Here is a 26,585-nt window from a genome sequence, read left to right on the forward strand (position 1 = left end):
GGCAAACCACTAACAGAATGCTGGACAAAGTGCTTTGCTCGCCAATCACGCGAATGGACGCGAATGAAAGTTCAGGTTATTTGGTGTGTCCGTGCAGCAACTCAAAACCGCTAATCGACGCTTAGGAACGCTAATCAAGCATCGGTGGTCTGCTTCGAATGGTTTGATCAGCGTCGCTTAGCGTGCATTAGCGGTTCGTCTTTGCCGCCGACATTCAAGAGGGGGACGAATACGAATCAGGAAAGTTTGAGAACACGAATCAACGCTAATACACACGAATCAAGACCAAGCAGCAGGTCTCAATCATCGTCCACATTCGCTCATGATATCTTTGGCCAACCGTACCTCGCGTGCCTTGAGTGATCCGGCGATCGATCACGCAGTGACGAATCGGCTGCTCGCTGCGATTGTTTGTCGGCTCAACGTCACTGTCGAACATGAAACGAAAGCAATCCTTCGAAAGATCGTAATCTTGCGGAACGTCGCACTCATCAGTCTTGTATTGTACGGTTCTGAAGCGCGCAGCGAGATTCCCAGCCTCTTTCGTTGACGGCGGATTGCGAACCAACTCTATACAAAATTCACTGAGCGGAATCACGATCCATTCTTGCGTCCAATGCAAACAAATGCCCGAATCTTGCCAACGAATGGATCAAGATAATGAGTAAGGTTAGGATTAAGAATGCTCGTTCATGGCCGAAGGCCGTGAACGGCTACCAAGAATCTTCTACCTATTCCATCCCGGCTTCACCGGCCCAACTTTTCTTCATTCGCGCCCATTGAAGTGATAAGCGGACAAACCATTCTTCGCCTCTCACCCAATCCTCTGCGCGAATGACGCCAATGAATGCGCATCGAAGAAGGGTTCTTCTGAGAGACCGTCACAACCCGCACGATCGTTATAGCTAGACGTTTTACCGAATGGTTAAGGCTTTTGTAGTCAGAAAGGTCAGCCCTATCGGGCATGTTTACCTAATCCGCGTGCTATGTTTTTTTGACCCGCCACTTTCGCTTCCTTAAAGAGTTTTCTTCCTTGAAAAACTCTTCCAACCTTTTGGGACCAAGAAACATGCCAAACGTTAACGTTGCGAACCAATCGAAAGAAGAAAACATCATCACGATGGATCGCCGTAGTGCCGATCGCCGACGAGGAAATCCTGAAGCGACCGACACAGGCATGATGACGAACCCACGCCGCACCAAGCAACGTCGGCGACACATCGACCCAACGACTTGTGAGCGTGATTACAACGATGAAGAGATCGAGTTCATGCGAGCGATGGACGACTACAAGCGAGCATCGGGACGAATGTTCCCGACTTGCAGCGAAGTCTTGGAAGTCGTGCGTTCACTCGGTTATGTTCGATTGACTCGCGATCAATTCGAAATTCTGGAAATGGACGAAGATAATCCAACCGATGAATTGGACCTCGATGCCGGGAACGACATGGAAGCCGAACTGGAAGACGAAATAGCCGACGCCTAGACATTGTCGGAGAACGTAGTCGATACCGCCAAGACCTCACGTTTTTGGCTGATTAAACACCACTACAAAAACCTGCAGCAATCCTATCAGCCTGGAAGATGAGCGAGGAATCATTCCCGCTCCACTTCCGGGCTGTCTTCGCTTTTGCACCATCACAATGGACAAAAACGTCTTAGGGCGATTCGCGAAACAATTCAGCGATTGGAAGCCCAAATTTGTTTGCGAATCAATGTATAATCTTGGAACACGAAGTTGTCGCGACTCACATCTCGACGTCGCAATACAAGTTCTCCATTACAACCTACCGAAACTGACCATGAAATCGATGATTGTTCAAACCCAAATCTGGCACTGGATCTCCGCATCCACGCTGATTCTCCTAACCTCTAGCTTTGCACATGCTGCGGATCCCGTCATGCATTGGGATTTCAGCACGTTGGATGACGGCACAACGGTTGAGAACGTAAGCGGAATGGACGACGCCGTAGAGGGGCACGCTCGTTTGGCTGCTGGGATGGAAGGTGACGGTCTAAGACTCGATGGCTTTACGACCTGCGTTCGACATGTCACTCAAGACATCCCCCGTCCTGGAGACGCTTTTTCGGTCGAGGCGTGGGTAGCACTTGGAAATTATCCTTGGAACTGGTGTCCGATCCTAACCACCGAGAACGATGAGACCAAAGGCTATCGTTTGATGATCGGACCGTATGGCCAAGTGTCAATGCAGTCCGCGATTGGTGAGCAGTGGGTCTCGTGTACCACCGCCAATGAAGCCATCCCCCTGCGAAAATGGATGCACGTCGTTGGAGTCTATCGAGCCAACACCGACATGTCGGTTTACGTTAACGGAACGCTTGCAGCCACCATTCCGATCCAGGGCAAAGTAACGTTCCCAAGAGGCAAAGACCTGGAGTGCCGACTTGGCATGGTTGCAACACCTGGAAAGCCTTCCAATATCCACAGAACCTGGGGAACCCTTGGCCAGTACTTTGGACTTTGCGGAATCATTGACGAGGTGAAAGTCTACGACGAAGCGATGCAACCAGAGGATGTCAAAAAACATTTCGACAGCGTTGAAATGAAACAGCCGGAAATCGAGGCTCACAAACTGCCGACGATTGCGAAACATCCTGGGCGATTTGGCGCCTTTTATACCAAGCTGAAATACTACGATGGCTGGGATAATGTTTGGCCAGTCGATCAAGACCCCGATATTGTCGTCTGCTTTGACAAACTGCCGGTAAAAGTCATGTTCTGGCGAGGGCTCCGTTACGGAACGGCCTGGGTTTCAGAGAACGAAAACTGGATGTCAGACCAAAGCGTGGAAGCGTGGGGACTGGGCGACGACGATACCGAAGGCTGCTTCGAACATATGCAGGACAGGCATTGCCGGTATTCGCATGTGCGTGTCATCGAAAACAATGATGCGAGAGTCGTGGTGCATTGGAGGTATGCTCCGACAAGCGCCTACCTCAGCACATGGCGTGTCGATCCAAAAACCGGCTGGGAATGCTGGGTCGATGAGTATCACACCATCTATCCCGATGCATCGGGGACCAGAAAAGTATCGTGGAAGAAAGACACACTCAAATTCCCACGCCAGTTCCAGGAATCACTGCCGCTACTGCAACCTGGACAGGTTGTTAGTGATCTGGTGCATCGCGACTATGTCCACGTTGCAGATTACGAAGGCCATATCGACCCCGTTTCCTTTGTAGACAATCCTCGCGAAAGAGACACCCAATTTGCCAAGGACTACACCATCCAGCAATACAATTTCAAGTCCGATAACAAGCCATTTATCTGCTTTGAGCCAGGCAATCGCATGTCGGTGAGATGGAATAGTCTGAGCAGTTATGACAAGCACGTTGGTTGCAACCATTTCCCGGTTGGCCAAGCCCGCTGTGACGGCCGTACGAGCATCATGTCCGATCGTCCGTCGCATTGTGACAGTTTCCCCATTTCGGACCCTGTGGTTCACGAGGCGGGTGATCGCTGCTACTGGAATGCCCTGTATGGAATCAATGGGATGGAAATGGAAGAACTGGTCGAACTCGGCAAGTCTTGGGCTTTTGCACCCGAGATGGAAATTTCGGGTGAAGGATTCACGTCGAAGGGCTATGATCGTAGCCAACGGTGCTATCCGATAGAGAACAGCGGTTCGGTGCCAAAAGCATGCGAGATCACTCTAACCAGTAATGATCAGTCACCGATTGTTAACCCTGCTTTCTTCATCAAGAACTGGAATGCTGCGACCGCGAAGGTGCTCGTCAATGGAGAACCATCGAGCGATGTACGCATTGGCGTGAATCACGAACTAGAGGGCGATGATCTCGTCCTGTTCTTATTTCTGCAAAGCAACGAGCCAGTCAAGATCACGGTTTTGCCGTAAGGCGGCTACGCCGCAATCTCGCACGGCTCTCCGAGCGGATTGCGTTCATCGATTGGCACGACCCAACTTAGCATGTTGCGACTGCATTTGTTTAGCAATCGCTGAGTTGGAAAATTCGTAGTCGTGCTGAGGCGCAAAAGACATTGAGTTAGTGGCATCCTGTGGTAGTCGTCGAGTTAGCGTTGCCCATCGACAGTCTCCTTGCGAACAGGGGTTTCTATCGACACCCTAACAAAAAAGCAGAACCAATCCGTGTTCTTCGGCTCCGTTCTATTTGCTGAGTTCGTGCAGCGACGTGGCCCACTGAATCAGTGGAGGGTCAGATTTTTCCGATGGCGGGGCGAGAAATGGTGGGCCAAGCCTTATCGCTTCTACCAAACACTAAACGTTGGGGGTCCGCTTGGACTTCGCAATGATGGATCGGAGATCCATTGCGAAGTCCAAACGGACCCCCAAAGTTTCAGCAATTCTCATTGAACACGGTAGCCAGCAGGACGTTACGGATTTGTCGCCCAGCCGCTTTAACGGCTTCCCGGAGACTTCCGAACGTCCTGCTTGCTTCGTCGCAAAACGGATCACTCAGATGATGCCCATCATAGCTCTCTCTAAGGTTTCCGCGTCGATGAGGCTGGACGACCGCTTTTAATCGAAACCCTCGAAAAGGTCTCTACAACATCGTGAATCAGAATCCATTGCCAAGCAACACTCCTCCCGCACTTTTCATCGGAATCGACTGGGCTGATCAGGCCCACGATTGCTACATCATCGCGGTCGATAAACGAATGGAAGAAGGATTGAACAAGCATCCCGATGGGTCCTTGTTTACCGAGCTGCGCGGTGCGGGCCCGACCTTGGCAGCAAGGCCTGGCCGCCTTCGGCTCGCAGAAGGATCGCTGGAACAACGCTGATGAAATCGCTTGCCTTTCGGGCATCGCGCCCGTGACAGTTCAAAGTGGCAAAAGCCGAGTGGTGCATCAGCGTTGGGCGTGCCCGAAATACCTCAAACAGACATTCCATGAGGTCGCCGACAGTGCTCGAAAATACTGTCCGTGGACAAAGGCTCGTTACAATCAACTCAAAGATGGCGGAATGAAACAGAATGCGGCAATCCGAAAGCTAGCTCGCAGCTGGATCCGAATTCTCTTTCGGGACTGGCAAACTGGTCAGCCATTCGACTGCGATCGCTACGTAACCGGCCTACTGCGACGTAATCCCGAACTCGCAAATTACCTTCCAAAATCCTGAAAAAATGACCGCCAACCCCTGGAACAAACCTCCGATGTCTCCGGGCTAGGTTTGTTGCTACTATTTCAGCAGCTTCCTATATTCGGTCATCGTTGTCGCGACTAAAACCGTCAGTAATTAAGTCGAAGTCCCTTCGGGATGACTGATGAACAACGTGAAAGTTGTTTATGACTTGCAAAGCGACCGATCGAATCAACGCAAAAATTGGCAGTACGAATGATCCCAGTTCCGATCCTCATGCTTGGTATCCCAATCGTGTTTTTGTTCATGTGGTGTGGGATTTCATTACTGCTGTCGTTCTTGAGTGGCTGGTCCAAACTTGCGGGACGATATCAGTGCTCGTCGCTGCCTGATTGCAAAGCTTTCCATTTTCGATCCGGCATGATCGGTGCTGTTAAATACAATTCCTGTCTCACCCTTTCGGTCACGCAGCAAGGGTTGGGGCTTTCGGTGCTGATTCCATTTCGAATCGGGCATCCCACCCTTCTCGTTCCATGGTCGGACTTTCATCAGGTGCAAGAAAAACGAACGCCCCTACTTGGCGTTCGTTCCATGACCGCCATGCTGGGAACGCCCCCAACGGTACGTGTGACGTTACCGGTATGGCTGATCGACTATGTCGAAGTCGCGGACGGATACGAACTTGACCAGGGGCGTTCGTTTGAGTTCGATTCAGAGTTTGGCCCGCAGTGGGAATGCGAAGCGTGCGGCGAACACAACGATCCGACGTTTGATGTATGTTGGCAGTGCCAAAACGCAAACTTGTGTAGATGACATCCAGGAATTAGAACGGATCGGCTCCGGCGTGATGAGACTTGTCGGTAACTGACAGGCTAGAAGTCGTGGGTACGTTGATCGCCGGCCGAAAAGGAGGAAATCCAAAACTTATAAATCGAACATCCCTTCGGAACTTCAATCGCAGCAGATTGCGCGACCCTGGACTCGCGTCCGCGGCTAGTGCCTATCGTGGCTTCGCCACTAAAACAAACTTACTTTGGCTCCAGTAGTTCGAGCCCCAAATCCTTGCCTTTCTCGACCGCTGGAATGCCCTCAGCCATCCACACAGGCTCGGGTGCGTCCTTCAAGTAATGATCAAAAAACTGTTGCATCCGAATTGCAAAGTCGCGACGATTGTAGTCGCCCATCACCCAGTGTGGGTCACCGTTATAATTGAGCATCCAGGCTGGCTTTTCCAGGCGGCGTAGTGCAACAAAAAGCTCGATTCCTTGATACCATGGCACGGCGCCGTCTTGGTCATTATGCAAAATCAGCAGTGGTGTATCGATATTGTCGGCGAAGAAGAGGGGTGAATTGGCAATATATTTTTCACGGGCTGCCCACAGATCCCCACCGATCCGACTTTGCGTCCGTTCGTACTGGAACATGCGACTCATTCCACTGCTCCAGCGAATGCCACCGTAAGCACTCGTCATGTTACTGACCGGCGCCCCGGCTTCGGCACAGGCAAACATGTCCGTTTGGGTCACCAGATAGGCCGTCTGGTACCCTCCCCAACTGTGCCCCTGCATCCCAATCCTTTCTTGGTCGACAAAGCCCTTAGCGATCAAATGCTCAACGCCCGGCAAAACGGCGTTCGCAGCACTCTGACCAGGCTCGCCCGTCTTATAAGGGATGTCTGGAATAAAGACGACATAACCACGACTGACGTAAAAACTGAAGCAGATAATCGATCGCCCCGCAGCAGGCGGATAATACTTGTGCAGGCCATCCGAGCTTCGTTCATAAAAGTACACCAACAGCGGATACTTTTTGGACGGATCAAACCCATCCGGCTTGAGGAGAATGCCATCAAGCGTTTGCCCGTCTCGCGATTCCCAATGAGTCAATTCGGACGTCCCCCACGAGTACTCGTCTTGTTGGGGATTGAGGTCACTGACGCGAGAGATCTTTTCGAAGCGAGTGGTACTGGTCCATAGATCGGGAAACATGCGAAACGTGCTGCGAGTGAATACAACCTGGTCACTGTCTTTCGCTTTTTGCAGTTCACCTAGGTTTTCATCAAGCATGATCAATGGAGCAGGACCAACTGGGGCGGCTTGTTTATTTTTCGCGTTCCCCTCGAGCGCAGGCAGAGAGTAAAAACCGCTCGCCTTCGTCTTTAGATGGAATGCGGTCAACAGCATTGGTTTTTCGGCATCGACAAAGCGCTGTTTGGAATCGAAGTGGCGATAGCGGAATCGAATCTCGTTTCGGCGACCGCTGCCCAAAGTGATGCAAACCGGTTTGGATTCGCCTGTCGGGTCGAGTTTCCAGATATCGTAACGATCGTAAATCAAGAGAGCGCGGTCCCCACGCAACCAGCCTGCCGTTCCATATGCCGACGGCAACATCGGACGATCGTCGAGTACATTGTAGAGTGGATGCTTAATACCTTTGCTGATCTCGATCGACTTCGCATCCTTATCTTTGGCCTTCTTTGCAAACCACTTCTTTTGTTCAGCATCAAACCAAACGATATACTTTCCGGTTGGCGACAGCGCCGCATCGGAGCGAACCTTGTTCAGGACCTGGGTCCTTCGTCCGCTATTGAGGTTAACCAAGTAAACGTCCTGGTACCCTGGGACGTCCCACGAAAGCATTTTACGGTAAGGCACATTGCTATTGGCGATTGATACGTTTGACGGGGAGCGATAGTCGATATCCACGACGGGGGTTTGCAGATCTTCGATCTGAACGATTTTCTTGGACTTCAACACATAGGCTGCGCGATAATCACGTTTCCGTTCGGCTTCAGCCTCCAGCAATTGTTGCGGTTGCAATTGTGGGTCTTGCCAATGCCAAAGATCAAGCTTGGCTCGTTCTTCCGATTCCTCGGCATCGACATCGCGTCCCTCAGCAAGATCGCGCCGCTGCTTGAGAATCGCCTCAGGAATGGGGCTCGTTTCAAAATACAGCCTGCGTCCATCTTCGCTGTAGCGCTGCGTCGATCCCGGTGCGATCCACCATCCGCTGGGGATTCCCTGCTCACCTTCGCCAGCGATACACTTGGCCTGTTTGGAGCCAGCGGTCCATTCATAGACGGACCATTTCGGCGACTTCGATTCGTAGTCGTCTTTGTTGGTAATAAACGCCAAACGCGAACCATCTTCGTTAAAAGCAAGGTTTTTGTATTCCCCCACGCCACGGGCGATGCATGTCAATTTCAGCGAATCAAGTTGCAGCAGATGCACACCATCGACCACCTCATTGGCAACGAGATCATCGGCTTGCTCACCATTCCGCTCTTCCTTATCGGGCGCTTCGACCGAAGTCACAAAGGCAAGCCAATTGCCCTTTTTTGAGAACCGAAAGGCACGGACGAAGGGAAAGGTTCGCTGGATTTCGGTAGGCAGATTGACCAGCTTTAGCGGCGTACCAACCGTCTTCTTCTTTGGGTCTTTATCGTCTTGGTCGGCCCTTGGCGGTTCGGAGTGCTGTGGTTTCTGCTTTGCTTTGGCCTCGCTCTCTTCGACCGGATCCGGTTTGCTACGCCCAGGCTTACGAGTTGTTGCTCCGCGGCTCTTTAGCTTTAGCTGTTTTGCTGGCTGGCGAAGTCCTTCGCCCGTCACTTCGTAAACCTCGCGTGGTCCCTTCTCGGTTTTATCAATCGGAGAGGTGACCGTTGGCTTTTCCATCTGGCATGCGACCCAATCACCGTTCTCTTGCGGCAAACCAAAAGAGCGAGCGTCATCGAGAGTGATGATGTCACCCGACGCCAATTCGAGGGCCTGCATCTTGGCTTGGGGACGCTCCTGCGATTCCTTTTTCTGTTTTCGAAATTGCTTCAGGATTTTTTTCTCTGGCGTGACCAAAAACACCGCGAATTGGCTGTTAAACGTGAAGCGGGCCTGTGCTGCACGTTCGATCACATATTCACGCGCCGTATCGACGTGCTGGATGTGCAAGGTCGACTCACCATCAATGGCACCACTTTGGACCGCGTACAAGACCCAGTTGCCATCGTTTGAGATCTTGGCATTGGAAAGCGTATTCCAGACGTCGTAGTCGCTGTGCTCGAGCATTCGCCGGGTAATGTCTTGGGCCACGACAGCTGGGCAGAAAGTCAAAAACACCAACACGGCAGCGATTTTGCTGATCCGCGATTGGCCTGTGAAACGGAACAAAAGTCTAGTCATCAAAAGAGGCTCCTCGGCACGTTGTTATCCAATAACCGAGAGTAGCTACTCTTGTTAAAAAATGGAAACAAACTTGCCTTGGATGTCGCAGTTTTTGGCGATTTATCGAGGTCGACGTTGGAATCCAGACGGCAGCCGGTTGACCCGCCCAGACGATACAATGCAGAACGGCCCTACTCCGTTTTCCATCGAAACGGCAACCTGCAAGCGGATCCAAAGCAATTGAGCACCCTTCGACGAATCGTGGCCTACCTTTGGGCGTCGCCCTATACGATCGCTGGAATTACGATCGGGCTGTTGCTCGGTGGCCGGTTTCAGGTTGTCGACGGGGTCATTGAAATCAGCGGGCCGCGAATTGCGGGGCTCTTGCTGCGAATGCTCATCCCCGCCTTGGCTTTGACCTTTGGGCATGTCGTCTTTGGGCAAACCGAGGCTGCACTGGCACGGACTCGTGAACACGAACGGGTTCATGTACAGCAATATGAGCGATGGGGGATCGCCTTTGTGCCCGCCTACCTGACGTGCTGGCTGATTTTATCCCTCGCTGGCAGGGACGGTTACCGCGAAAATCCGTTTGAAGTGGAAGCTTACGCGGCCGACGACTGCCAAAAGTGAAGATAGGTAAGCAAAGTAGCCAATCCGATGAGGTCGAAAGAATGACTTAGAAGATTTTCTCTCAAGACGATTGGGCGGCAAAGATGTCGTAAACTTGCGAATTTCCTAGTGTTTCATGCAAGTCCTGGGGTCTCAGCGTCCGAAAACCTTCACATGACTCAAACAAATTCTACACTTTTTGCAAAACAGCCGTTGACCATTTTGGATCAGCCGCTATCTTTCTATCTCGCTCAGCAAATGAGTCTTCCAAACGTCCCCGAGGGACACCTGGTATGACCCCGCTCTGAGCGAAAGTGAGCCGGTTTAAGAAACTTTAAAAAAACTTCTCAAACACGGTTGACGGCAACGAATCGCCTCGCTATTCTTCGCCCTCACTTGTGACCAACCGGCTGACGCCGACTGTCCCAGAGACATCATTCTGGGTACAATTCGCGTTGACCGGCTGTTCACAAAAACAGCGTCTCTTGCTGACATGACCCTGTGTCATCGGCGAGATATTGATATTTGACAATTTGGTTGTTTTGGTAGTTGGCATCTAAAAAGAGCACCACGCTCATTTGGATTCAAGCTGACTTCGCTCAGAGCTTGCTCTAAGAGAAGGCGGTTTCCAATTGAGTTGGTAGTTTAAGAACAAGTTCTTAAGAAGCGTGCTAACGAAGAAGTCTTGCTGTACTTAACAGTAAAGAGTGAATCGTTAGCGATTAGTATTCTAATAGGATTCTGTGCAACGTGATTGCTGGCGATTTAATGAAGCCGCCTGTTAAGTCTTTTTGGCTTGAGAGGTAGCGTTCCTACAGAGCGTGTGGTGGAGGTTAATGAAGCAGTGATCAACACATGTGATATCGTTAATCGTAGAAACCGATCGATATTTTGGATTTCAATCGTGACGCAAGTTACTTTTGAGTTCGGGATTTCGGCGGCCAATCTATTAAGGGCACATGGGGGATGTCTTGGCGTTAAAAGTAGAAGGGCGTGGAAGTCTGCGAAATGCCTGGGGGAGCTGACAAACAAGCAATGATCCCGGGGTACCCGATTGCTACCTGCTGAATACATAGGCAGGCTAGTTACAACCTGGTGAACTGAAACATCTAAGTAACCAGAGGAACAGAAAGAAAAATCGATTCCGTCAGTAGCGGCGAGCGAAATCGGAATAGCCCAAACCGTGAAGGTTTTCCTTCGCGGGGTTGTAGGACTTCAATATCAGATTGTGTGTTGTTAGTGGAAGATTCTGGGAAGGATCGCCACAGAGGGTGACAGTCCCGTACACGAAAATAAACACACACTGTAGAAGCACCTGAGTAGGTCCAGTCACGTGAAACCTGGACTGAATCCACGGGGACCATCCCGTAAGGCTAAATACTCTTTAACGACCGATAGCGAACCAGTAGCGTGAGTGAAAGGTGAGAAGAACCCCTGCTAGGGGAGGAATGTGAACCTGAAACCATGTGCCTACAAGCGGTCGGAGCACTATTTAATATGTGTGACGGCGTGCCTTTTGCATAATGATCCGGCGAGTTGTGGTAAATGGCTTGGTTAAGTTCTTACGGAACGTAGCCCAAGGGAAACCGAGTCTGAATAGGGCGAAATATTGTCATTTGCTGCAGACGCGAAACCTGTGTGATCTACCCATGAGCAGGTTGAAGCGCGGGTTAAACTGCGTGGAGGACCGAACCCACTTAGGTTGAAAACTGAGGGGATGACTTGTGGGGAGGACTGAAAGTGTAATCAAACCAGGAGATAGCTCGTTCTCTCCGAAATATCTTGAGGGATAGCGTCGAGTAAATTAGTGACCGGGGGTAGAGATACTGAATCGGATGGGGGCCCTTCCAAGGGTACCTCACCGAACCAAACTCCGAATACCGGTTCACCTTACCTCGGCAGTCAGTCCCTGGGGGATAAGCTCCAGGGTCGAGAGGGAAACAACCCAGATCGCCTGCTAAGGTCCCGAAGGACCACTTAGTCACTAAGGAAGTTGAAATGCTGTGACAGCTGGGATGTTGGCTTAGAAGCAGCCACCATTTAAAAAGTGCGTAACAGCTTACCAGTCGAGCATTTCTGCGCCGATAATGAACGGGAGTAAGTGGTACACCGAAGCAGCGGATTCTAGATTTATCTAGAGTGGTAGGAGAGCGCCGATGAAGAGATACAAGCCGTACGGTAACGAGCGGTGTTGGCTTCATCGGGTGATTATGCCGGAATGAGTAACGATAAAACAGGTGAGAATCCTGTTCGCCGAAAACCTAAGGTTTCCTGGGGAAGGCAAATCCGCCCAGGGTTAGCCGGTACCTTACCCGAGGCCGAAAGGCGTAGGGGATGGACAGAAGGTCAATATTCCTTCGCCGGTTGTGTATCCGATGCAGGGACGGCGTCCAGAAAGTGAGCGGTACGAATAGAAATGTCCGTAGCGAAAGCTGAGAGATTCGGGGTTAAAATACCGATGTTTATCAAGGCATAGCTCGAGAGCGTTTAAGTTCTCGAAGTCATTGGAAGGACGTCCAAGAAAAGCTGCTAGGTTAAGCAACTGACCGTACTAAAACTGACACAGGTAGGTGAGAAGAGAATTCTAAGGCGCTCGGGAGAACGGTGGTTAAGGAACTCTGCAAAATGGCCCCGTAAGTTCGCGATAAGGGGCGCCCACGCAAGTGGGCCACAGAAAATCGGCTCTAACGACTGTTTATCAAAAACACAGGACTCTGCTAACACGCAAGTGGACGTATAGAGTCTGACGCCTGCCCGGTGTTGGTAGGTTAAGGAAGAGGGTTATCTCCTTCGGGAGAGAAGCTCGCAACCGAAGCCCCAATAAACGGCGGCCCTAACTATGAGGGTCCTAAGGTAGCGAAGTTCCTTGTCGGGTAAGTTCCGACCTGCATGAAAGGCGTAACGATTGGAGCACTGTCTCAACCACCGACCCGGTGAAATTGTAGTTGTGGTGAAGATGCCACATACCCGCGGTTAGACGGAAAGACCCCGTGAACCTTTACTGTAGGCTGATATTGGGTTGAGATATAAATTGTGTAGGATAGCTGGGAGGCTTTGAGACCGGGACGCTAGTTTCGGAGGAGCCATCGTTGAAATACCAGCCTGTTTATGTTTTAATTCTAACTTCGATCCCCTGAATCGGGGCGAAGGACAATGTCAGTCGGGCAGTTTGACTGGGGCGGTCTCCTCCCAAAGAGTAACGGAGGAGTGCAAAGGTACACTCAGCCTGGTCGGCAATCAGGCGAAGAGAGTAAAGTTAGAAGTGTGCTTGACTGCGAGAGATATAACTCGAGCAGGTACGAAAGTAGGTCTTAGTGATCCGGTAATCCCGAATGGAAGGGTTATCGCTCATCAGATAAAAGGTACTCCGGGGATAACAGGCTTATCGCATCCGAGCGTCCACAGCGGCGATGCGGTTTGGCACCTCGATGTCGGCTCATCACATCCTGGGGGTGTAGAAGCTCCCAAGGGTTTGGCTGTTCGCCAATGAAAGTGGTACGTGAGCTGGGTTCAGACCGTCGTGAGACAGGTCGGTCCCTATCTGCCGTGGGCGTTCGAGTCTTGAGGAGATTCAACTTTAGTACGAGAGGATTTAGTTGGACGAAGCGCTGGTGTACCAGTTGTCGCGCTAGCGGCACGGCTGGATAGCTAACTTCGGAAAGGATAAACGCTGAAAGCATCTAAGCGTGAAGCCCGCTCCAAGATTAGGACTCGTAGACTTATGTCGAGAGCCCCCTGAAAGACGATCAGGTTGATAGGCTGGGCGTGTAAGCACGGTAACGTGTTAAGCTAACCAGTACTAACGGGCGAAAGATTGGCCGTCGATATCCCGCACTCAAATCTATTAGATTCTGATTGCTTCGACGAGCTTGCAAATGCGGATTACAGCTACCAAAAACAACCGGCTTACTAGCGGCGAAATACCCGTTAGTAAGTCTTTCCGGCGACCATATCGTAAAGGTTATACCTGTTCCCATCCCGAACACAGCAGTCAAGCTTTATGAGCCGATGATAGTGCATACCAGCGTGAAAGTAGGTATTGCCGGATTTTTTAAAACCTCTTGTTTCGTAGCCGAAACAGGAGGTTTTTTTATGCGCTAAGCTCTCTGTCCCTTCAAAACCGGGGGTGCCCTGCTTCACTGCTCCCCCCGGCGACTTATCAAGGCTGCCCCTTCCCGGACGAAAAAGGATTCAATTAATCGCCGCTTTGCCGTGTCCTTTTTGGCTGCTGTCGAAACGGAACCGTCCCCGGGGAAAGGTGCGACGCCAGTGATGGAGCCGGCTTTAGCGTGGGCCATCCTGACTTAGCCCGGATGATTCATGGGCTTGCAAATTGTTTTGCTATCGTCTTCGCCTTAAAGCGTTTACGTTCATTGCTCGAAAAACAGTCTGCGTATCATCCGGGTTAGGCGATGCGGCAACGAGCTTCGGATCTGCCTATCGAAACGCTCGGCGAGCTATTCGTATGGCATCATGATCTTCCCAGCGCGGACGTTACCAATTTCCGTCCACCCCTTTTCAACAATCATACTTCCAAGCTGGGTGACTTGGCGGAAATCTCCGTCGCTGGGGGCTTCCCCGGTCAACCGCCTGCGAAGTTCTCGACAGACGGCATCGGCAGCGGATTGAGTCACGACGTCTTTCGATGCTCGCGCGTACAAACTGGTGACCAAAATCACGACTGCGTTTTGTACGTCCGAGGACATGGCTGACATGCGACATTGACGGTCAGCCAACGTCAACTGGTATTTGACCATGTTGCGACTGATCGTCATCCCACTTCGTGACAAGTATCGCTGCGCGAATCGCGTGTGTTGGCTCAAGCGTTCGTTTGACGCTGCAGCATTGCTTATCGAAGCGGGTGTCCATTTTGCGGACACGAGCTTTTGCTTGGCAAACCACATCGAATAGCGGGTGAGCGGTCCCTTCAATGCCCAAACGTGTTTGGGGTTGATCGGGTTAAGTTTCGTTGTTCCCATCGAACCGAGCGTACGGCCAATCGGTTCGAAGAATTTCTTTCCATGATGTTTCACCAACGATTTCAGAAACGCCATGCCCAACATTTCTCCTTCACCTTCGTAGATACATGGAGCCAGGAAATCGTGAACGTTATCCCCAAACAAATGACCAGCTAGGAACGATCGGCCACCATGCGTTTTCATAAACAATTCGATTGCCGCTTCCTTTTGTGCCTCACTACCAAAAATTTTTGCGACGATACATTCCATTTCGCCTCGATAACCTTGATCGAGTAACCCGGCTCCCCAGGCGGTTAATGCATCGCAGGCGACAATCAACCCCGCCATCCGTCCGATCCGGCGACGAACCAATTCACGTTTGTCGATTGATTTTCCATAGGTCTGGCGAAATTTACCCCACGGCAACATTTCGGCCAACATCATCCGCATCGCACCCGCTGCATTGGCACATAGTGCAACACGTCCTAGATTGAGTCCGTGATAGGCGATGGTTAATCCATCCCCTTGCACCGGAGTGAGCAGGTTCGCGGCGGGAACGCGGAAATCACGAAAGATTATTCCAACGTTGTGAGCCCGACGCAGCGCATAGATCCCATATTTTTTGAGTTGAAAATGCTCATCGCAGCAGAACGGCAAATCGACGATGAGGACGCTCGGTTTACCATCGATTTTGCAAACCAATCCGATCGTGCGTCCGGGGATGACATTGGTGATGAAGAGCTTTTCGCCATTGACCACATACTCGTCACCGTCAAGCACCGCATGAGTCCGTAGGGCAGTCATGTCGCTACCGGCGCACGGTTCGGTCAGGGCGAAAGCCGACAAGCGTCTACCGTCGGCCAATTTTGGCAAAAATCGACTTTTCTGTTCTTCGCTGCCGAATGAGCGAACGGGATCGACGGCGCCGATGCAACCATGAACCGATGCCAAGCCAGCGACCGTTGGATCGATCATCGCCATTTGCGTAATCATTTCAGCGAATTGTCGCATCGTCGCTCCGCTTCCGCCATATTTGGTATCCACCAACAACCCCCAATAGCCCACGGATCCCAACTCAGCCAATACCGACGCGGCAATTTTGCCGTCTTCGCCGAGCAACGTTCCGTTGTCGCAATGTTTGCGAACCACCGCTAGCGACTGAGTCACCACTCGCGAGACCGATTCGTTTTGAGTCATCGGTGTGACTTCGAAGCCACTCGTTGCGACCTGTTTTCCCCAAACCGCTCGGTGTATCGGACTATTGACGGTTTGGTATTCAGCCGAAAACAACGCTTCGACTTCGTCATCTGCGTGATCGACCACTCCGGTGCGATGGGCTTCATCATACGATGCACCGCCTAAACGCAGAGCGGTTTCTGCGAACGATTCGGATTGCTTCGCTGGCTTCGCTTCTGGCTTCCGCGAATGGATATCAAGCGTCATCACGATACTCCTTGAAAGAGTTGGTTGTGTTTTGCCATCTCATCTAACAAAGATGGCGAGGAAAAGCGTGGACCGTATATCGATTGCATAAGTTTCAAGTTGGCTAAAACCGTGGTTTGCCCAATTGCGTTGATGACTTGCAGCGGTCCGCCTCGATGAGGTGCAAATCCGGTCCCCAAGACCATGGCCAAGTCGATCGCCCAATCATTTTGAACGACTTTTTCTTGCTTGACACGAATTGCCTCGACTAACATCGGGTAGATCAAACGGCGCTGAATGGGCGTCAATCCGTCTTTGATGAACTTAGCGGCCGATTGACGATCATCGTGACGATCCAAAGGCTTTGGGAAGGCACGAGATAGCATCGCGGGCCCACGCTTCATTCCATTCTTGTAGCGGTAGAACCCGGCCCCCGATTTTTTGCCAAGTTTTCCAGTCTCGACCATTCGTGACAAGAACTTAGCGACACCCGAGAGTCCCTGCAGAACGCCATCGAGTGATTTGGCAACATGCAGCGCCACATCCAAACCAACTTGATCGATCAATTCGCAGGGTCCCATCGGCATCCCGAATCGACGGACCTGCCTATCGAGTTCCATTGCCGTGTATCCTTCAGCGATCATCAGCACGGCTTCCCCAAGATAAGGAAACAACACACGGTTGACCAAGAATCCGGTCGAGTCGGAGGTTACGATCGGCGTTTTGCCGAGTGCCCGCGTGAAGCCGACCAAACGAGCGATCGTCGCATCGTCGGTCTGTTTACCGCGAACCACTTCGACCAATTCCATCTTGTGAACGGGATTGAAGAAGTGCAGTCCGCCGACCAAATGACCTCGATGGGTGGCCGCAGCCATTTCGCTGACCGACAACGACGAGGTGTTCGTCGCCAGGATCGTTTCGGGTGCCGTCAATCGGTCGAGAGCACGGAATACTTGTTGTTTCACATCGATTCGTTCCACCACCGCTTCGATGACCAAGTCAGCATTGGCGAGCCAGTCGTCATCGGTCACCACACGAACTTGCCCCAGCAGTTTGTCTCGCTCCGCTTCACGAAAGCCCTTTCGTTTTGCGAGTTTGTCGATTAGCGACTTCACTCGTGCGCGTCCGGCGCCGGCGGCTTCTTCGTTGACCTCTTGGATGACAACCTCGAAGCCACGGTAGCCTGCCAATTGGCCGATCCCAGCTCCCATCGCACCGGCTCCGATCACGCCGACTTTGCGGATAGGCTTTTCGTAGGCGACCGCAGGCTTGCCGGTCCATGTTCGCAAGGAACGAGCTGCTTCGCGAGCGAAGAACAAGTCGATCAGCCGGCGGCACGTTGGCGTCGCCAGCAAGTCGATAAACTCGTTCCTTTCCATCATGAAGCCTTGCGGGCGCAGTCCAAAACCTGCCCGTACGGAGCGGATCGCTGCATCGATCGCCGGATAGTGCTCCGCCTTCGATCTGGTCCGACTTCGCACTGCGTTCAACACCAGGTGACGGCCAATGCGAGAGTTTTCTATCGAACGCAACAACCTTGCAGGCCAGGAAATTTGTCGAGCACGCTTAGGGCATTCGAGCACATCATCCACAAAGGCGGAAACGCCACTATCCCAGCAATCAGGCTCGATCGCACGATCGATAAGTCCGATTTTGACTGCTTCGGAAGCGGACAAAAACGAGCCTTGTAGAATCATCGACAATGCCCTGCGAATTCCTATTCGTTTTGGTAATCGCTGCGTTCCTCCCCAACCAGGAATCAGGCCGAGTTTTATTTCAGGAAGTCCAATCTTGGTGCTACTATTATCACGAGCGATCCGGTAGTCACACGCCAACGCCCACTCCAAACCGCCACCGAGACAGGGCCCATGGATGACGGCAATCGTAGGCATCGGCAGCCAATCGATCGCATCGAACAAGTGTTGTCCGCCATCAATGAGCTGGGCCGCTTCGATGGGCGAAGCGATTTTCGTAATCGCATTGATGTCTGCACCTGCTAAGAAGCCGGACTCTTTGCTGCTGGTGAAGACAACCGCTGTCGATGACGAGTCATGCAAATCGCGAACAAGATCATTTAGTTCGTGCATCACCGAAGCATCCAAAACGTTGAGTGGTCGGTCTGGTACATCAAGCATCACCGTCGTCACACCGCGAGCATCGGTTTGGAGCGTGAAAGCGTCGTAGGTTTTGCTGTTCATGGTTTGGTTCCTTTTTTGGGTTTACTACCACCGCGAAACTTTGGAGCCTGCTTAAGTCGTGCAATGTACTTAGGCCGGAGGCCGACACAAGACTGCAATGTGCTGCCCTCTGGGCTAGGTTCAATACTACTCATTCAAATGCTACTCATTCAGCAGCCTGCTTTGCTTGGGAGGGCTCGTCATGTCTCAACCACCATCGCAACGCCTTGGCCGCCTCCTACGCAGAGTGTTGCTAATCCACGCTGCTTCCCCTTTGCTTTGAGTGTCCGTAGTAGAGTTAGTACGATTCGGGTTCCCGAGGTACCGACCGGGTGGCCGAGTGCGATCGCACCACCATGCACGTTGACGCGGTCCATCGGTAATTCGCCCACGGCACTTGACCGTGATAACTCGTTTTCCGCAAAACGCTTTGATCCAAACGCTCGTTCGCAGGCCAAGACCTGGGCCGCAAAGGCTTCGTTGATTTCGATGTTGTCGAAGTCCGTAAACGACAAGCCCGTTTTTGCAAACAGTTTTGCGGTTGCATAAACAGGCCCGAGCCCCATTCGTCGCGGATCGCAACCGGCGATTGAATAGGCGGTGATGTAACCGAGGGGTGGGCGAGAAAATCGATCGAGCTTGTCAGGATCGGATAAAACCAAAGCAGCGGCACCATCGGTAAGCGGGCAACTATTGCCAGCAGTGATCGTTCCCTCCCGTCCAAACAGCGGACGCAGACGCCCGAGTTGTTCGAGCGTTTGATTTTTTCGCGGTCCATTGTCTCGTTCGACCGCTTCGCCGGTTGGAAGTGTGACGCTCGCGATTTCGCCAGACATAAAACATCGCTCCTGGGCTTCGCTCGCCTTCTTGTGACTTTCCAGTGCAAACGCGTCCTGCTGGTCACGCGTGATAGGAAACTCCTTGGCCAATACTTCGGCGGTTTCGCCCATATTCAAACCTGAAACCGGGTCCGTCAGTCCCAGCTCAATCCCTGGAACCGGTTTGAAATGCTTCGGACGCATCGACGCGATCGTACGCAGCCGATCGAGCATCGACTTGGAGCGAGCTAGTCGTAACCAGAGCTTCGCTGCCTCGTGACTCAACAACATTGGAATCTGTGACATCGATTCGGTGCCTCCAGCGACGATGGTTGATGCACGGCCTTCTCGAATCCGACTGCATCCGGCAAAGATCGATTCCATTCCCGATGCACAATTCCGGTTGACCGTATGAGCGATGCGGTCGTTGGGAACGCCAGCTTTCAACGCAATCACTCGAGCGATGTTGGCCGAATCAGCAGGCCCCGCGACGTTGCCAAACACGACTTCGTCAATATCGTTGGCGGATAAGCCGCAGCGAAGGAGTACGGCTTCGAGTGCCGTGCGGCCAAGCTCGACGGCTGAAACGTCGATAAATGCTCCGAATGCTTTTGCAAACGGCGTCCGTACCCCGTCGACGATGGCGATCGGTTTATTGGATTGCATCACTTGATTCTCCTTCGCCAACGGGGGTCGACTGCGTCGTCTCTTGATCGGCTTCACGCAGCTTGCGCCGAATCACCTTGCCCAAAAAATTCCTGGGAAGATCTTCCGCGCATCGTTCATAGATGCGAGGTTGTTTGTGCTTCGAGAGATGGTCACGACAATGCTGGCGTAGCCTCGCTTCCTCCCACTCGGCTTTCGGCTTCATAACGATAAATGCCTTGACGATCTCGCCGCGTTCGCTGTCGGGAACCCCCACGACTGCCGCATCCGCAACGCCGTCAATCTCTCGGAGTACCGCTTCGACTTCGGCGGGATAAACGTTGAAGCCCGAAGTGATGATGAGATCCTTTTTGCGTCCGACAATGCTATACAGACCATCGCTGCGGCGGATTGCCAGATCACCCGTGTGTAGCCAACCATCGCGAATCGTTTCAGCCGTTGCCGTTGGATTTTCCCAGTACCCCAACATGACTTGAGGCCCACGAACAATCAGCTCACCGATCTCGCCACTACCAATATCTTCGTGGCTGTCGCCGCTTTCCTCGATAATTCGACAACGTGTTTCAGGTAGAGGAAAACCTATCGTGCCATACTCAGGTGGGCCAAAGAGATCGCCAACATGCGTTACCGGTGACGATTCAGACAAGCCGAAACCTTCGACCATGACCGCTCCGCAGTAGCGAGTGAATTCTTCGGCGACTTCCGCTTCCAGCGGTGCCCCACCGGAAATCACCCACTTGAGTGAACTCAAATCAGCCGGGTAATCTCGCAGTCGTTGGTTCATCGCAACCAACATGGCCGGGACAGCATGAAACACTGTAGGCCTATGTTGCTCGATCAATTGGATCACTTGGCGAGTATTGAAGCGATGATGCAAAATCAATGTCGCTCCCATGGCTGCTCCTCCCAGAGCGATTGCCGAAACGCCATAGCTATGGAAAAACGGCAACACGGCCATCATCGTCTCGGTGGCAAATTCTCGCTTCGTCGATTCGAATTGTTGCCAAGCATTCGCAACCATGTTTTGATGGCTAAGTGTCACCGATTTCGGCGAACCCGTCGTCCCCCCCGTCGGCAGAATGTAGGCGGCGTCCTTCGCCGGATCAATCCGGACCGGTTTCCATTCGCGACGAACAGCCTCGACCTCACTCCAGAACCACGAATGCGACGGATTGCTTGGAAGTGACAACACGCCCGTTCGCTGCATGCGCACCCATAGATAACCGATCTGTTTCAACGACGGCAGATGCTCGCGGATGGAAACGTACAGGGTCTTCTCGAGCTCGTCTTGGCATCCAGCAAGCAGATGGGCCAACATATCGAGGCCGACAACGACGCGAACCTTCGTTTCTTTGACAAACCGCTCGACCTCTTCAGGCACCATCAACGGACTTAAGGCAACGACAATACCACCACATCGCCATACCGCATTGATCGTAATTAGAAACTCAGGAACGTTGGGCAGCAAAACGCCGACGCGGTCACCTGGTTCGACTCCTAGGCGTTGCAGCATTGATGCGGCGCGAACAACGTCATGGTTGAGTTCCTCATACGTCCAACATTGGGATCCGTACACAACCGCCTTGCGATCAGGGATCACTTCGGCCGCATGACGAAGCAGTTCAAAGGCAGCAAAACCTTTGTAGTAGTCAATGCCATCCATCTTCGATGGTGGCAGCGACCCTTTCGCTCGCTTAGACACCGCAAGTTCGTTCTTGAGTAGATGTCCCATCACGAATTCCTCGATCAAGAAAGGAATCGACGGTCATGCTCTCACCAAGCATGATGTGAAAAACATAGGGGACTGTTGGCTCGTCGAATCAGCCGAATAAACAGACAAGAAATAAGCGTGGTCACTTGGAATGGATTAACCACGACGACTGACGAGAAAGCGAATAACCGAGCCAAACTGCTACTCGCCAACCGCAAGCCAATTGTAGGCACTAGGAGCCCTTAAGAAAAGTGTTTTTCCACTAAAAACCAACAAGGGAACTTGAGACGCCCTAGAGAAGCAGTCTCTTGAAGATCTGGCTTGACCGTAGTGGATCTTGTGAAAGATCCCCATGCGGTTGGATTTTGTGAAAGATCCCCCACGATCGACGAATCATGAATTAGCGACTCGAGTGATTCGGGCGACTACTTTTTCCTGGCCAATCACCTCAAGTGTTTCGAACATCCCAAACCCAGCGGGTGACCCGGTGGTTGCAACGCGTAACGCATGGATGATATCGCCCAGTCCGATCTGTTGGTCATCGCAAAACTGATTGACCAAGGCTTCAAGCGTTTCGGCGTCAAAGGAATCCGCTTGGGTAAGTGGCTCCACAAGTTTTGCCAACAGAGGCTTGGCCATTTCGGGTTTGACAACTCGCTTTTGGTAGGCCTTTTCATTGATAGCGTAGTCGTCAATGAAACAATAGTCGAAGTCCAAGATATCCCCCGCGATCTTCAGGCGATCGCCTGCCGCTTCGACAACCGCTTTCAACTTAGCTTCCGACTCGGGGCTGTCCGACGAAGTAAGTCCAGCGGCGATGGCAAACGGGCGGACCTTTTCCAATCGTGTCTCGAGCGGCAATGCGGCAAAAGCATCGCCTTGGAAAGAGAGTAGTTTTGTGGAATCGAACGAAGCGGGAGCTTTGGTGACGCGGTCGAGTGAAAACAGCTTGATCATTTCATCGACCGTGAACTTTTCGCTCTCGCCGTCAAGCGACCAACCGAGCAAAACCAAATAGTTCAAAATCGCATCGGGTGTAAAACCGATCTCACGATAGAAATCGATTATGACCGGATTAAAGGTATCGGCCTCGGCTGAAATACCACAGCGCTGTGCGATGCGGCAACCATGAGCGAGTAAGTCTGCAAAGCCTTTGTTCTTTTGGTACTTCGCCAACTTACGTTTACTCAATTTGGCATGGCCGCCTGGTTCCGCAACGTATGGTAGGTGGGCGTAAGCAGGGCGTTCGTATCCCAACGACTCAAGAATAAAGATCTGGCGAGGTGTGTTGGACAAGTGTTCTTCAGAGCGGATGACGTGAGAAATCTGGAGTTCGTGGTCATCGACCACCGAGGCGAGGTGATACAAGCAACTTCCGTCCGCGCGTTGAATGACGTGATCTTGTTCCGCCGCCCAATCGACTCGCACTTCGCCACGAACCAGATCCGAGATCACGCATTCCCCTTCACGCGGCATTTTTAGCCGCACGACGGCGGTACGTCCTTCGGCTTCAAAGGCTGCAGCAGCGGCATCGTCTTCGGCCATCCAGCGGCGATCATAGATGAACGGTACCTTGTTCTTCTCCGCTTCTTGGCGTAGCGCCGTGAACTCTTCGGGACGGGCGTAGTCGCGATACGCATGACCGCTTTCGAGTAACTTTGTAGCGGCTTGTTTATAGAGCGAATCTCGTTGTGATTGGTAGTACGGATCGTGGGGCCCACCGACTTGAGGGCCTTCATCCCAATTCATTCCAAGCCAGCGAAAACCGTCGAGAATCGGCTCAATCGCTTCAGCCACGTTTCGACCTGCATCGGTATCATCAATGCGAAGAATAAATTGACCGCCCGCTTGGCGAGCGATCAACCAATTGAAAAGGGCTGTCCGCACGCCACCAATGTGAAGGTATCCAGTAGGACTAGGCGCAAATCGAGTTCGAATCATGAGAGCAGAAAGGAAAAAGAGGCAAGGGATCAAAAGAGATGTTTGGAATCACCGCGAGACAAAGGTTTTAGGGTTCGTCAGCGGTTTGAGGTTCTTCGGTCTGAAGCCCATCCTCGGGCTCTGGCCTCTCCTCCAAATCCTCCGTTCTCTGATCTTTCACAGATTCTGACGTCTCCGATTCACCTCGTTGCTTTTCACCCAGCTCCGCGTTTTCACCCAGCTCCGCGTTTTCGTCCAGCTCCGCGTTTTCGTCCAAACCGGTCGCGGGCTGGTTGAAGGCGGCTTCATCTGGGAATCGTGGAGCGACGAACCGGTGCTCGCGATAGGCTAATAACGCAAAACCAATAGCGGTAATTCCGACAAAGACAAACACGAGTGTCTTTCCATAGTTCTCACGCCACAACTCCGCTCCCCAAGATGAGTCTTGGGCATAACGTGACGAAGCGCTAGAAGAACCAAATTCTTCTTGCTGATCTTCCATTTTTTTCCGGCTATTACAATTAAGATTTCGAGACCCTGACTATGGATAGACTACTGTGCTAGCCACTGGGAATCAAGCGACGCAGCGGAAACTATTTGGTGCGGTGAAAGGAGGTCGCATCAATCGTCGATCCTGCGCCCATCGGTCGCCGATTCGGCTGATCTTGCTGCCGCGAATTTTGGTAGGGAGCGGAGGTATCATTCGAACGAATGTACCGGCTCAACACGTGGCATCGAATCCAGTTTCTACCCGCGGGAATCAACATCAGGAAACCGACCGCATCGGTCAAGAGTCCTGGGGTCAACAGCAGTGCTGCTGCAAAAACGACCATCAATCCATCTTGGATTTCACGACTTGGTATCCGCCCGCTAGCCAATGCGGATCGGAATCGATGCCACGCCATGGCACCTTCACGACGGGCGAGTATCGAGCCGAGGATGCCTGTGCCGATTACGACTAGCAGCGTCGTAAAGACATTGGTGGCATCCGCTAGTCGAAGCAACAACGCTAATTCCACAAGCGGAATGAGGATAAAGGCGGCAAGTAAGCGGAAAAACATGGTAAGTTTCGTCGCGAAAAAAGGTAAAAATGGAAGCGTCAGTTTGGCATTGCTGACAAACCTTTCCCCAGAGACGCAGTTCTTATGCCAAATCAGTGGAAAGAGAAATGGGAGGTGCGGGATACATGGATTACCCCAATAAAACCGGTTTCTCCGAATGTCAGATACGCCCCCCCCGAAATCGCCTTTTGTTGGGAGCAATGGCGATTCAAGCCACGAGCCGTTGCCGACTAAACCAATGGTGGGCGGAACCCATTTAGTTTTTTTGGTCGCAACGCGTTGGCCGTTGTTGGAAAGGGAATGGTAGAAACGATGGACCACAGTTGGCTTCGTAATTTGCGTTTGGCGTTCGCCGCGATCGGGCCAATCATCGCCGTGTCAGCCATCTCCATGACAATCGCAAAAGCCGATCGTCCCTATTTGCAAGTAGGACTTTCTCAAGACCAACTCGAGATTGTCGAGGTTGAAACGGACGAGACCAGTGCTGCTGTCTTTGAAGCCCCCCAACAGCTGGCGCCCACCATGCCGGCTCCGGTGATTTACGATCGAGCCATTGCCACCACCAACTGCAATTGCGGCACGACCTCGTGTTGCAGCGTAGCGGACAAGAAGGCTGCCTACGCCAAAATGATGTCTGCCTATGCTGGCGTTTTCTACGAGAACAACTTTTCCTACCTAAAGGATCCGTGCTACGAAGGCCCGTCATTCTACAGCGATCGTTTCAAGAACATCGACACTCGTTGGGGTACCTTTAGCTTCGGCGGTGAAACACGCTATCGTTATCACGACGAACGCAACCTTCGCGGACTGGGAATTACCGGCAAAGACGACACCTTCTGGCTCACCCGACAACGGTTGTATGCCGATTGGAAAATCAACGACACCCTGCGTGTTTATGGCGAAATCTTAGACGCCAACTCGTCGGATGAAGAGTTTGCTCCGCGTCCGATCGAAGAAAACGACATGGACTTCTTAAACTTGTTCGCTGACGTACTGCTGCTTGATACCGGATCGAGCAAGCTCACCGCTCGTGTCGGTCGACAAGAATTATTGTACGGAGTCCAACGAGCCGTTTCACCACTCGATTGGGCAAACACTCGCCGTACCTTCGAAGGTGTAAAACTACTTTACCAAAGCGGCGACACCTCGATCGACGCATTTTGGACTCAATATGTGCCCGTCGCTCCCAATGAGCTAGACGATGCGGATTCCAATCAACCGTTCTACGGCATCTATGCTTCGAAAAAGGGGACCTCGCTTGGTGTCTTCGACGCCTACTATCTCGGCTACGAAAATCGCGATGTCGGCTTCAGCTATCAGACGTTCGGCAGCCGAACCGCCGGTGAGACCGATAGGGGAATACTTTATGACATGGAAGGTGCGATCCAGTTTGGCAAAAATGAGAACAACAGTGATCACAATGCGGGCTTTTTCACAGCAGGCATCGGTCGCAAATACGAAACGCGTTTGCTGAGCCCTACCGTTTGGGCCTACTATGACTACGCCTCCGGTGAAGATGACTTTGACCAAGTTGGCCGTGGCGATAATGGTTACGATCCCTTGTACCCCCTCGCTCACAAGTTCAATGGTTTTATGGATTTGTTCGGACGTCGCAACCTACACGATTTCAACGTGCTGACGACCGCGCCCCTAACCAAGAACATCTCATTGGTGCTCTGGTATCACTCCTTCCGCCTGGTCGAAGAAACGACTCCGTATAGCGTCGCAATGAATCCTTACAACTCGACCACAAAAGCGGAATCGAAGGATCTTGGACAAGAGATTGATGTGCTATTCAACATCAACCTCAATCCTCGCAACAACGTCCTGTTGGGCTATTCCCACTTCTCCGGCGGCGACTATTACGACACCGACGGCATCAAGCCTGCGATTGCGGGCGACAGTGCGGACGCTGATTTCTTCTATGCTCAGTTTCAATCACGTTATTAATGCGTGGTGGAATGACACGCTTGGCGAGTTTCGCTACCGCGTGGTCGTT

General features: G+C 52.1%; 17 protein-coding genes and 2 rRNA genes. 9 read left to right on the forward strand and 10 right to left on the reverse strand.

The genetic code is table 11. The annotated features are described in order from the left end of the window. Window positions 1-265 precede the first annotated feature (265 nt). Window positions 266-439, reverse strand: coding sequence for a hypothetical protein (locus tag Q31b_RS06200; RefSeq protein ID WP_146598841.1), 174 nt, complete (start codon window positions 437-439; stop codon window positions 266-268). Window positions 440-1,069: 630 nt separating this feature from the next. Between Q31b_RS06200 and Q31b_RS06205 the strand changes: the two genes are divergently transcribed. The 5 genes from Q31b_RS06205 to Q31b_RS06220 all read left to right on the forward strand — a co-directional run bounded on the left by Q31b_RS06205 (window position 1,070) and on the right by Q31b_RS06220 (window position 5,897). Further along, window positions 1,070-1,486, forward strand: coding sequence for a hypothetical protein (locus Q31b_RS06205; protein ID WP_197171033.1), 417 nt, complete (start codon window positions 1,070-1,072; stop codon window positions 1,484-1,486). Between the two features lie 316 nt (window positions 1,487-1,802). Then, entirely contained in the window at window positions 1,803-3,878 is a 2,076-nt protein-coding gene (locus Q31b_RS06210) for a LamG domain-containing protein (protein ID WP_197171035.1), read from the forward strand. Window positions 3,879-4,555: 677 nt separating this feature from the next. Then, window positions 4,556-4,786: a hypothetical protein gene (locus Q31b_RS27955; protein ID WP_197171265.1), complete on the forward strand. Its 231-nt coding sequence runs from the start codon at window positions 4,556-4,558 to the stop codon at window positions 4,784-4,786. Then, the gene (locus tag Q31b_RS29590) at window positions 4,689-5,123 is read left to right on the forward strand and encodes a transposase (RefSeq protein WP_146598843.1); all 435 of its coding nucleotides are present in this window, start codon (window positions 4,689-4,691) and stop codon (window positions 5,121-5,123) included. Before Q31b_RS27955 ends, Q31b_RS29590 begins: the two co-directional genes overlap by 98 nt. A gap of 381 nt (window positions 5,124-5,504) precedes the next feature. Next, a complete protein-coding gene (locus Q31b_RS06220; protein WP_146598844.1) occupies window positions 5,505-5,897 on the forward strand; it encodes a hypothetical protein in 393 nt (130 codons plus the stop codon). 215 nt (window positions 5,898-6,112) lie between these two features. Here Q31b_RS06220 and Q31b_RS06225 read toward each other — a convergent pair whose 3' ends face one another. After that, the gene (locus Q31b_RS06225; protein ID WP_146599380.1) at window positions 6,113-9,259 is read right to left on the reverse strand and encodes an alpha/beta hydrolase family protein; all 3,147 of its coding nucleotides are present in this window, start codon (window positions 9,257-9,259) and stop codon (window positions 6,113-6,115) included. Between the two features lie 117 nt (window positions 9,260-9,376). Here Q31b_RS06225 and Q31b_RS06230 point away from each other — a divergent pair, with 117 nt between their 5' ends. Continuing rightward, the gene (locus Q31b_RS06230) at window positions 9,377-9,874 is read left to right on the forward strand and encodes a hypothetical protein (RefSeq protein ID WP_315860381.1); all 498 of its coding nucleotides are present in this window, start codon (window positions 9,377-9,379) and stop codon (window positions 9,872-9,874) included. Between the two features lie 358 nt (window positions 9,875-10,232). Here the strand turns inward: Q31b_RS06230 and Q31b_RS27960 are convergent, their stop codons facing one another. Beyond that, on the reverse strand, window positions 10,233-10,409 hold the full coding sequence (locus Q31b_RS27960; RefSeq protein ID WP_197171040.1) for a hypothetical protein: 177 nt from the start codon (window positions 10,407-10,409) through the stop codon (window positions 10,233-10,235). 383 nt (window positions 10,410-10,792) lie between these two features. On the opposite strand from Q31b_RS27960, the gene Q31b_RS06235 reads away from it, so the two are divergent. Next, window positions 10,793-13,675 (forward strand): 23S ribosomal RNA (locus Q31b_RS06235). A gap of 117 nt (window positions 13,676-13,792) precedes the next feature. After that, a 5S ribosomal RNA gene (gene rrf, locus Q31b_RS06240) occupies window positions 13,793-13,901 on the forward strand. Between the two features lie 409 nt (window positions 13,902-14,310). Here rrf and Q31b_RS06245 read toward each other — a convergent pair. The 7 genes from Q31b_RS06245 to Q31b_RS06275 form a co-directional block, all read right to left on the reverse strand. Further along, the gene (locus tag Q31b_RS06245; protein WP_146598845.1) at window positions 14,311-16,254 is read right to left on the reverse strand and encodes an acyl-CoA dehydrogenase family protein; all 1,944 of its coding nucleotides are present in this window, start codon (window positions 16,252-16,254) and stop codon (window positions 14,311-14,313) included. Further along, entirely contained in the window at window positions 16,254-18,431 is a 2,178-nt protein-coding gene (locus Q31b_RS06250; RefSeq protein WP_146598846.1) for a 3-hydroxyacyl-CoA dehydrogenase NAD-binding domain-containing protein, read from the reverse strand. The genes Q31b_RS06245 and Q31b_RS06250 overlap by 1 nt, the downstream gene beginning before the upstream one ends. 179 nt (window positions 18,432-18,610) lie before the next feature. Further along, on the reverse strand, window positions 18,611-19,894 hold the full coding sequence (locus Q31b_RS06255) for a thiolase family protein (protein WP_146598847.1): 1,284 nt from the start codon (window positions 19,892-19,894) through the stop codon (window positions 18,611-18,613). Further along, window positions 19,881-21,626 (reverse strand): AMP-binding protein, encoded by a 1,746-nt coding sequence (locus tag Q31b_RS06260; RefSeq protein ID WP_146598848.1) that lies wholly within the window; start codon window positions 21,624-21,626, stop codon window positions 19,881-19,883. The genes Q31b_RS06255 and Q31b_RS06260 overlap by 14 nt, the downstream gene beginning before the upstream one ends. A gap of 372 nt (window positions 21,627-21,998) precedes the next feature. Further along, window positions 21,999-23,546: a glutamate--tRNA ligase gene (gene gltX, locus Q31b_RS06265; protein ID WP_146598849.1), complete on the reverse strand. Its 1,548-nt coding sequence runs from the start codon at window positions 23,544-23,546 to the stop codon at window positions 21,999-22,001. A 67-nt stretch (window positions 23,547-23,613) separates the two neighbouring features. Beyond that, window positions 23,614-24,027 carry a hypothetical protein gene (locus Q31b_RS06270; RefSeq protein ID WP_146598850.1) on the reverse strand — a complete coding sequence of 138 codons (414 nt, stop codon included), beginning with the start codon at window positions 24,025-24,027 and terminating at the stop codon, window positions 23,614-23,616. Between the two features lie 91 nt (window positions 24,028-24,118). Further along, on the reverse strand, window positions 24,119-24,586 hold the full coding sequence (locus Q31b_RS06275; protein ID WP_146598851.1) for an FxsA family protein: 468 nt from the start codon (window positions 24,584-24,586) through the stop codon (window positions 24,119-24,121). Window positions 24,587-24,898: 312 nt separating this feature from the next. Between Q31b_RS06275 and Q31b_RS06280 the strand changes: the two genes are divergently transcribed. Next, window positions 24,899-26,536 carry an alginate export family protein gene (locus Q31b_RS06280; protein WP_146598852.1) on the forward strand — a complete coding sequence of 546 codons (1,638 nt, stop codon included), beginning with the start codon at window positions 24,899-24,901 and terminating at the stop codon, window positions 26,534-26,536. Window positions 26,537-26,585 lie beyond the last annotated feature (49 nt).

It is taken from the genome of Novipirellula aureliae (assembly GCF_007860185.1).
Lineage (GTDB): Bacteria > Planctomycetota > Planctomycetia > Pirellulales > Pirellulaceae > Novipirellula_A > Novipirellula_A aureliae.

Coding starts and splice junctions, on each gene's coding strand:
- Q31b_RS06255 (WP_146598847.1), bottom strand. CDS start 19,894: ATGCAATCCAATAAACCGATCGCCATCGTCGACGGGGTACGGACGCCG.
- Q31b_RS06205 (WP_197171033.1), top strand. CDS start 1,070: ATGCCAAACGTTAACGTTGCGAACCAATCGAAAGAAGAAAACATCATC.
- Q31b_RS06280 (WP_146598852.1), top strand. CDS start 24,899: ATGGACCACAGTTGGCTTCGTAATTTGCGTTTGGCGTTCGCCGCGATC.
- gltX (WP_146598849.1), bottom strand. CDS start 23,546: ATGATTCGAACTCGATTTGCGCCTAGTCCTACTGGATACCTTCACATT.
- Q31b_RS06245 (WP_146598845.1), bottom strand. CDS start 16,254: ATGACGCTTGATATCCATTCGCGGAAGCCAGAAGCGAAGCCAGCGAAG.
- Q31b_RS06260 (WP_146598848.1), bottom strand. CDS start 21,626: ATGGGACATCTACTCAAGAACGAACTTGCGGTGTCTAAGCGAGCGAAA.
- Q31b_RS06270 (WP_146598850.1), bottom strand. CDS start 24,027: ATGGAAGATCAGCAAGAAGAATTTGGTTCTTCTAGCGCTTCGTCACGT.
- Q31b_RS06275 (WP_146598851.1), bottom strand. CDS start 24,586: ATGTTTTTCCGCTTACTTGCCGCCTTTATCCTCATTCCGCTTGTGGAA.
- Q31b_RS06225 (WP_146599380.1), bottom strand. CDS start 9,259: ATGACTAGACTTTTGTTCCGTTTCACAGGCCAATCGCGGATCAGCAAA.
- Q31b_RS06250 (WP_146598846.1), bottom strand. CDS start 18,431: ATGAACAGCAAAACCTACGACGCTTTCACGCTCCAAACCGATGCTCGC.
- Q31b_RS06210 (WP_197171035.1), top strand. CDS start 1,803: ATGAAATCGATGATTGTTCAAACCCAAATCTGGCACTGGATCTCCGCA.
- Q31b_RS06200 (WP_146598841.1), bottom strand. CDS start 439: ATGTTCGACAGTGACGTTGAGCCGACAAACAATCGCAGCGAGCAGCCG.
- Q31b_RS06220 (WP_146598844.1), top strand. CDS start 5,505: ATGATCGGTGCTGTTAAATACAATTCCTGTCTCACCCTTTCGGTCACG.
- Q31b_RS29590 (WP_146598843.1), top strand. CDS start 4,689: ATGGGTCCTTGTTTACCGAGCTGCGCGGTGCGGGCCCGACCTTGGCAG.
- Q31b_RS27960 (WP_197171040.1), bottom strand. CDS start 10,409: ATGCCAACTACCAAAACAACCAAATTGTCAAATATCAATATCTCGCCG.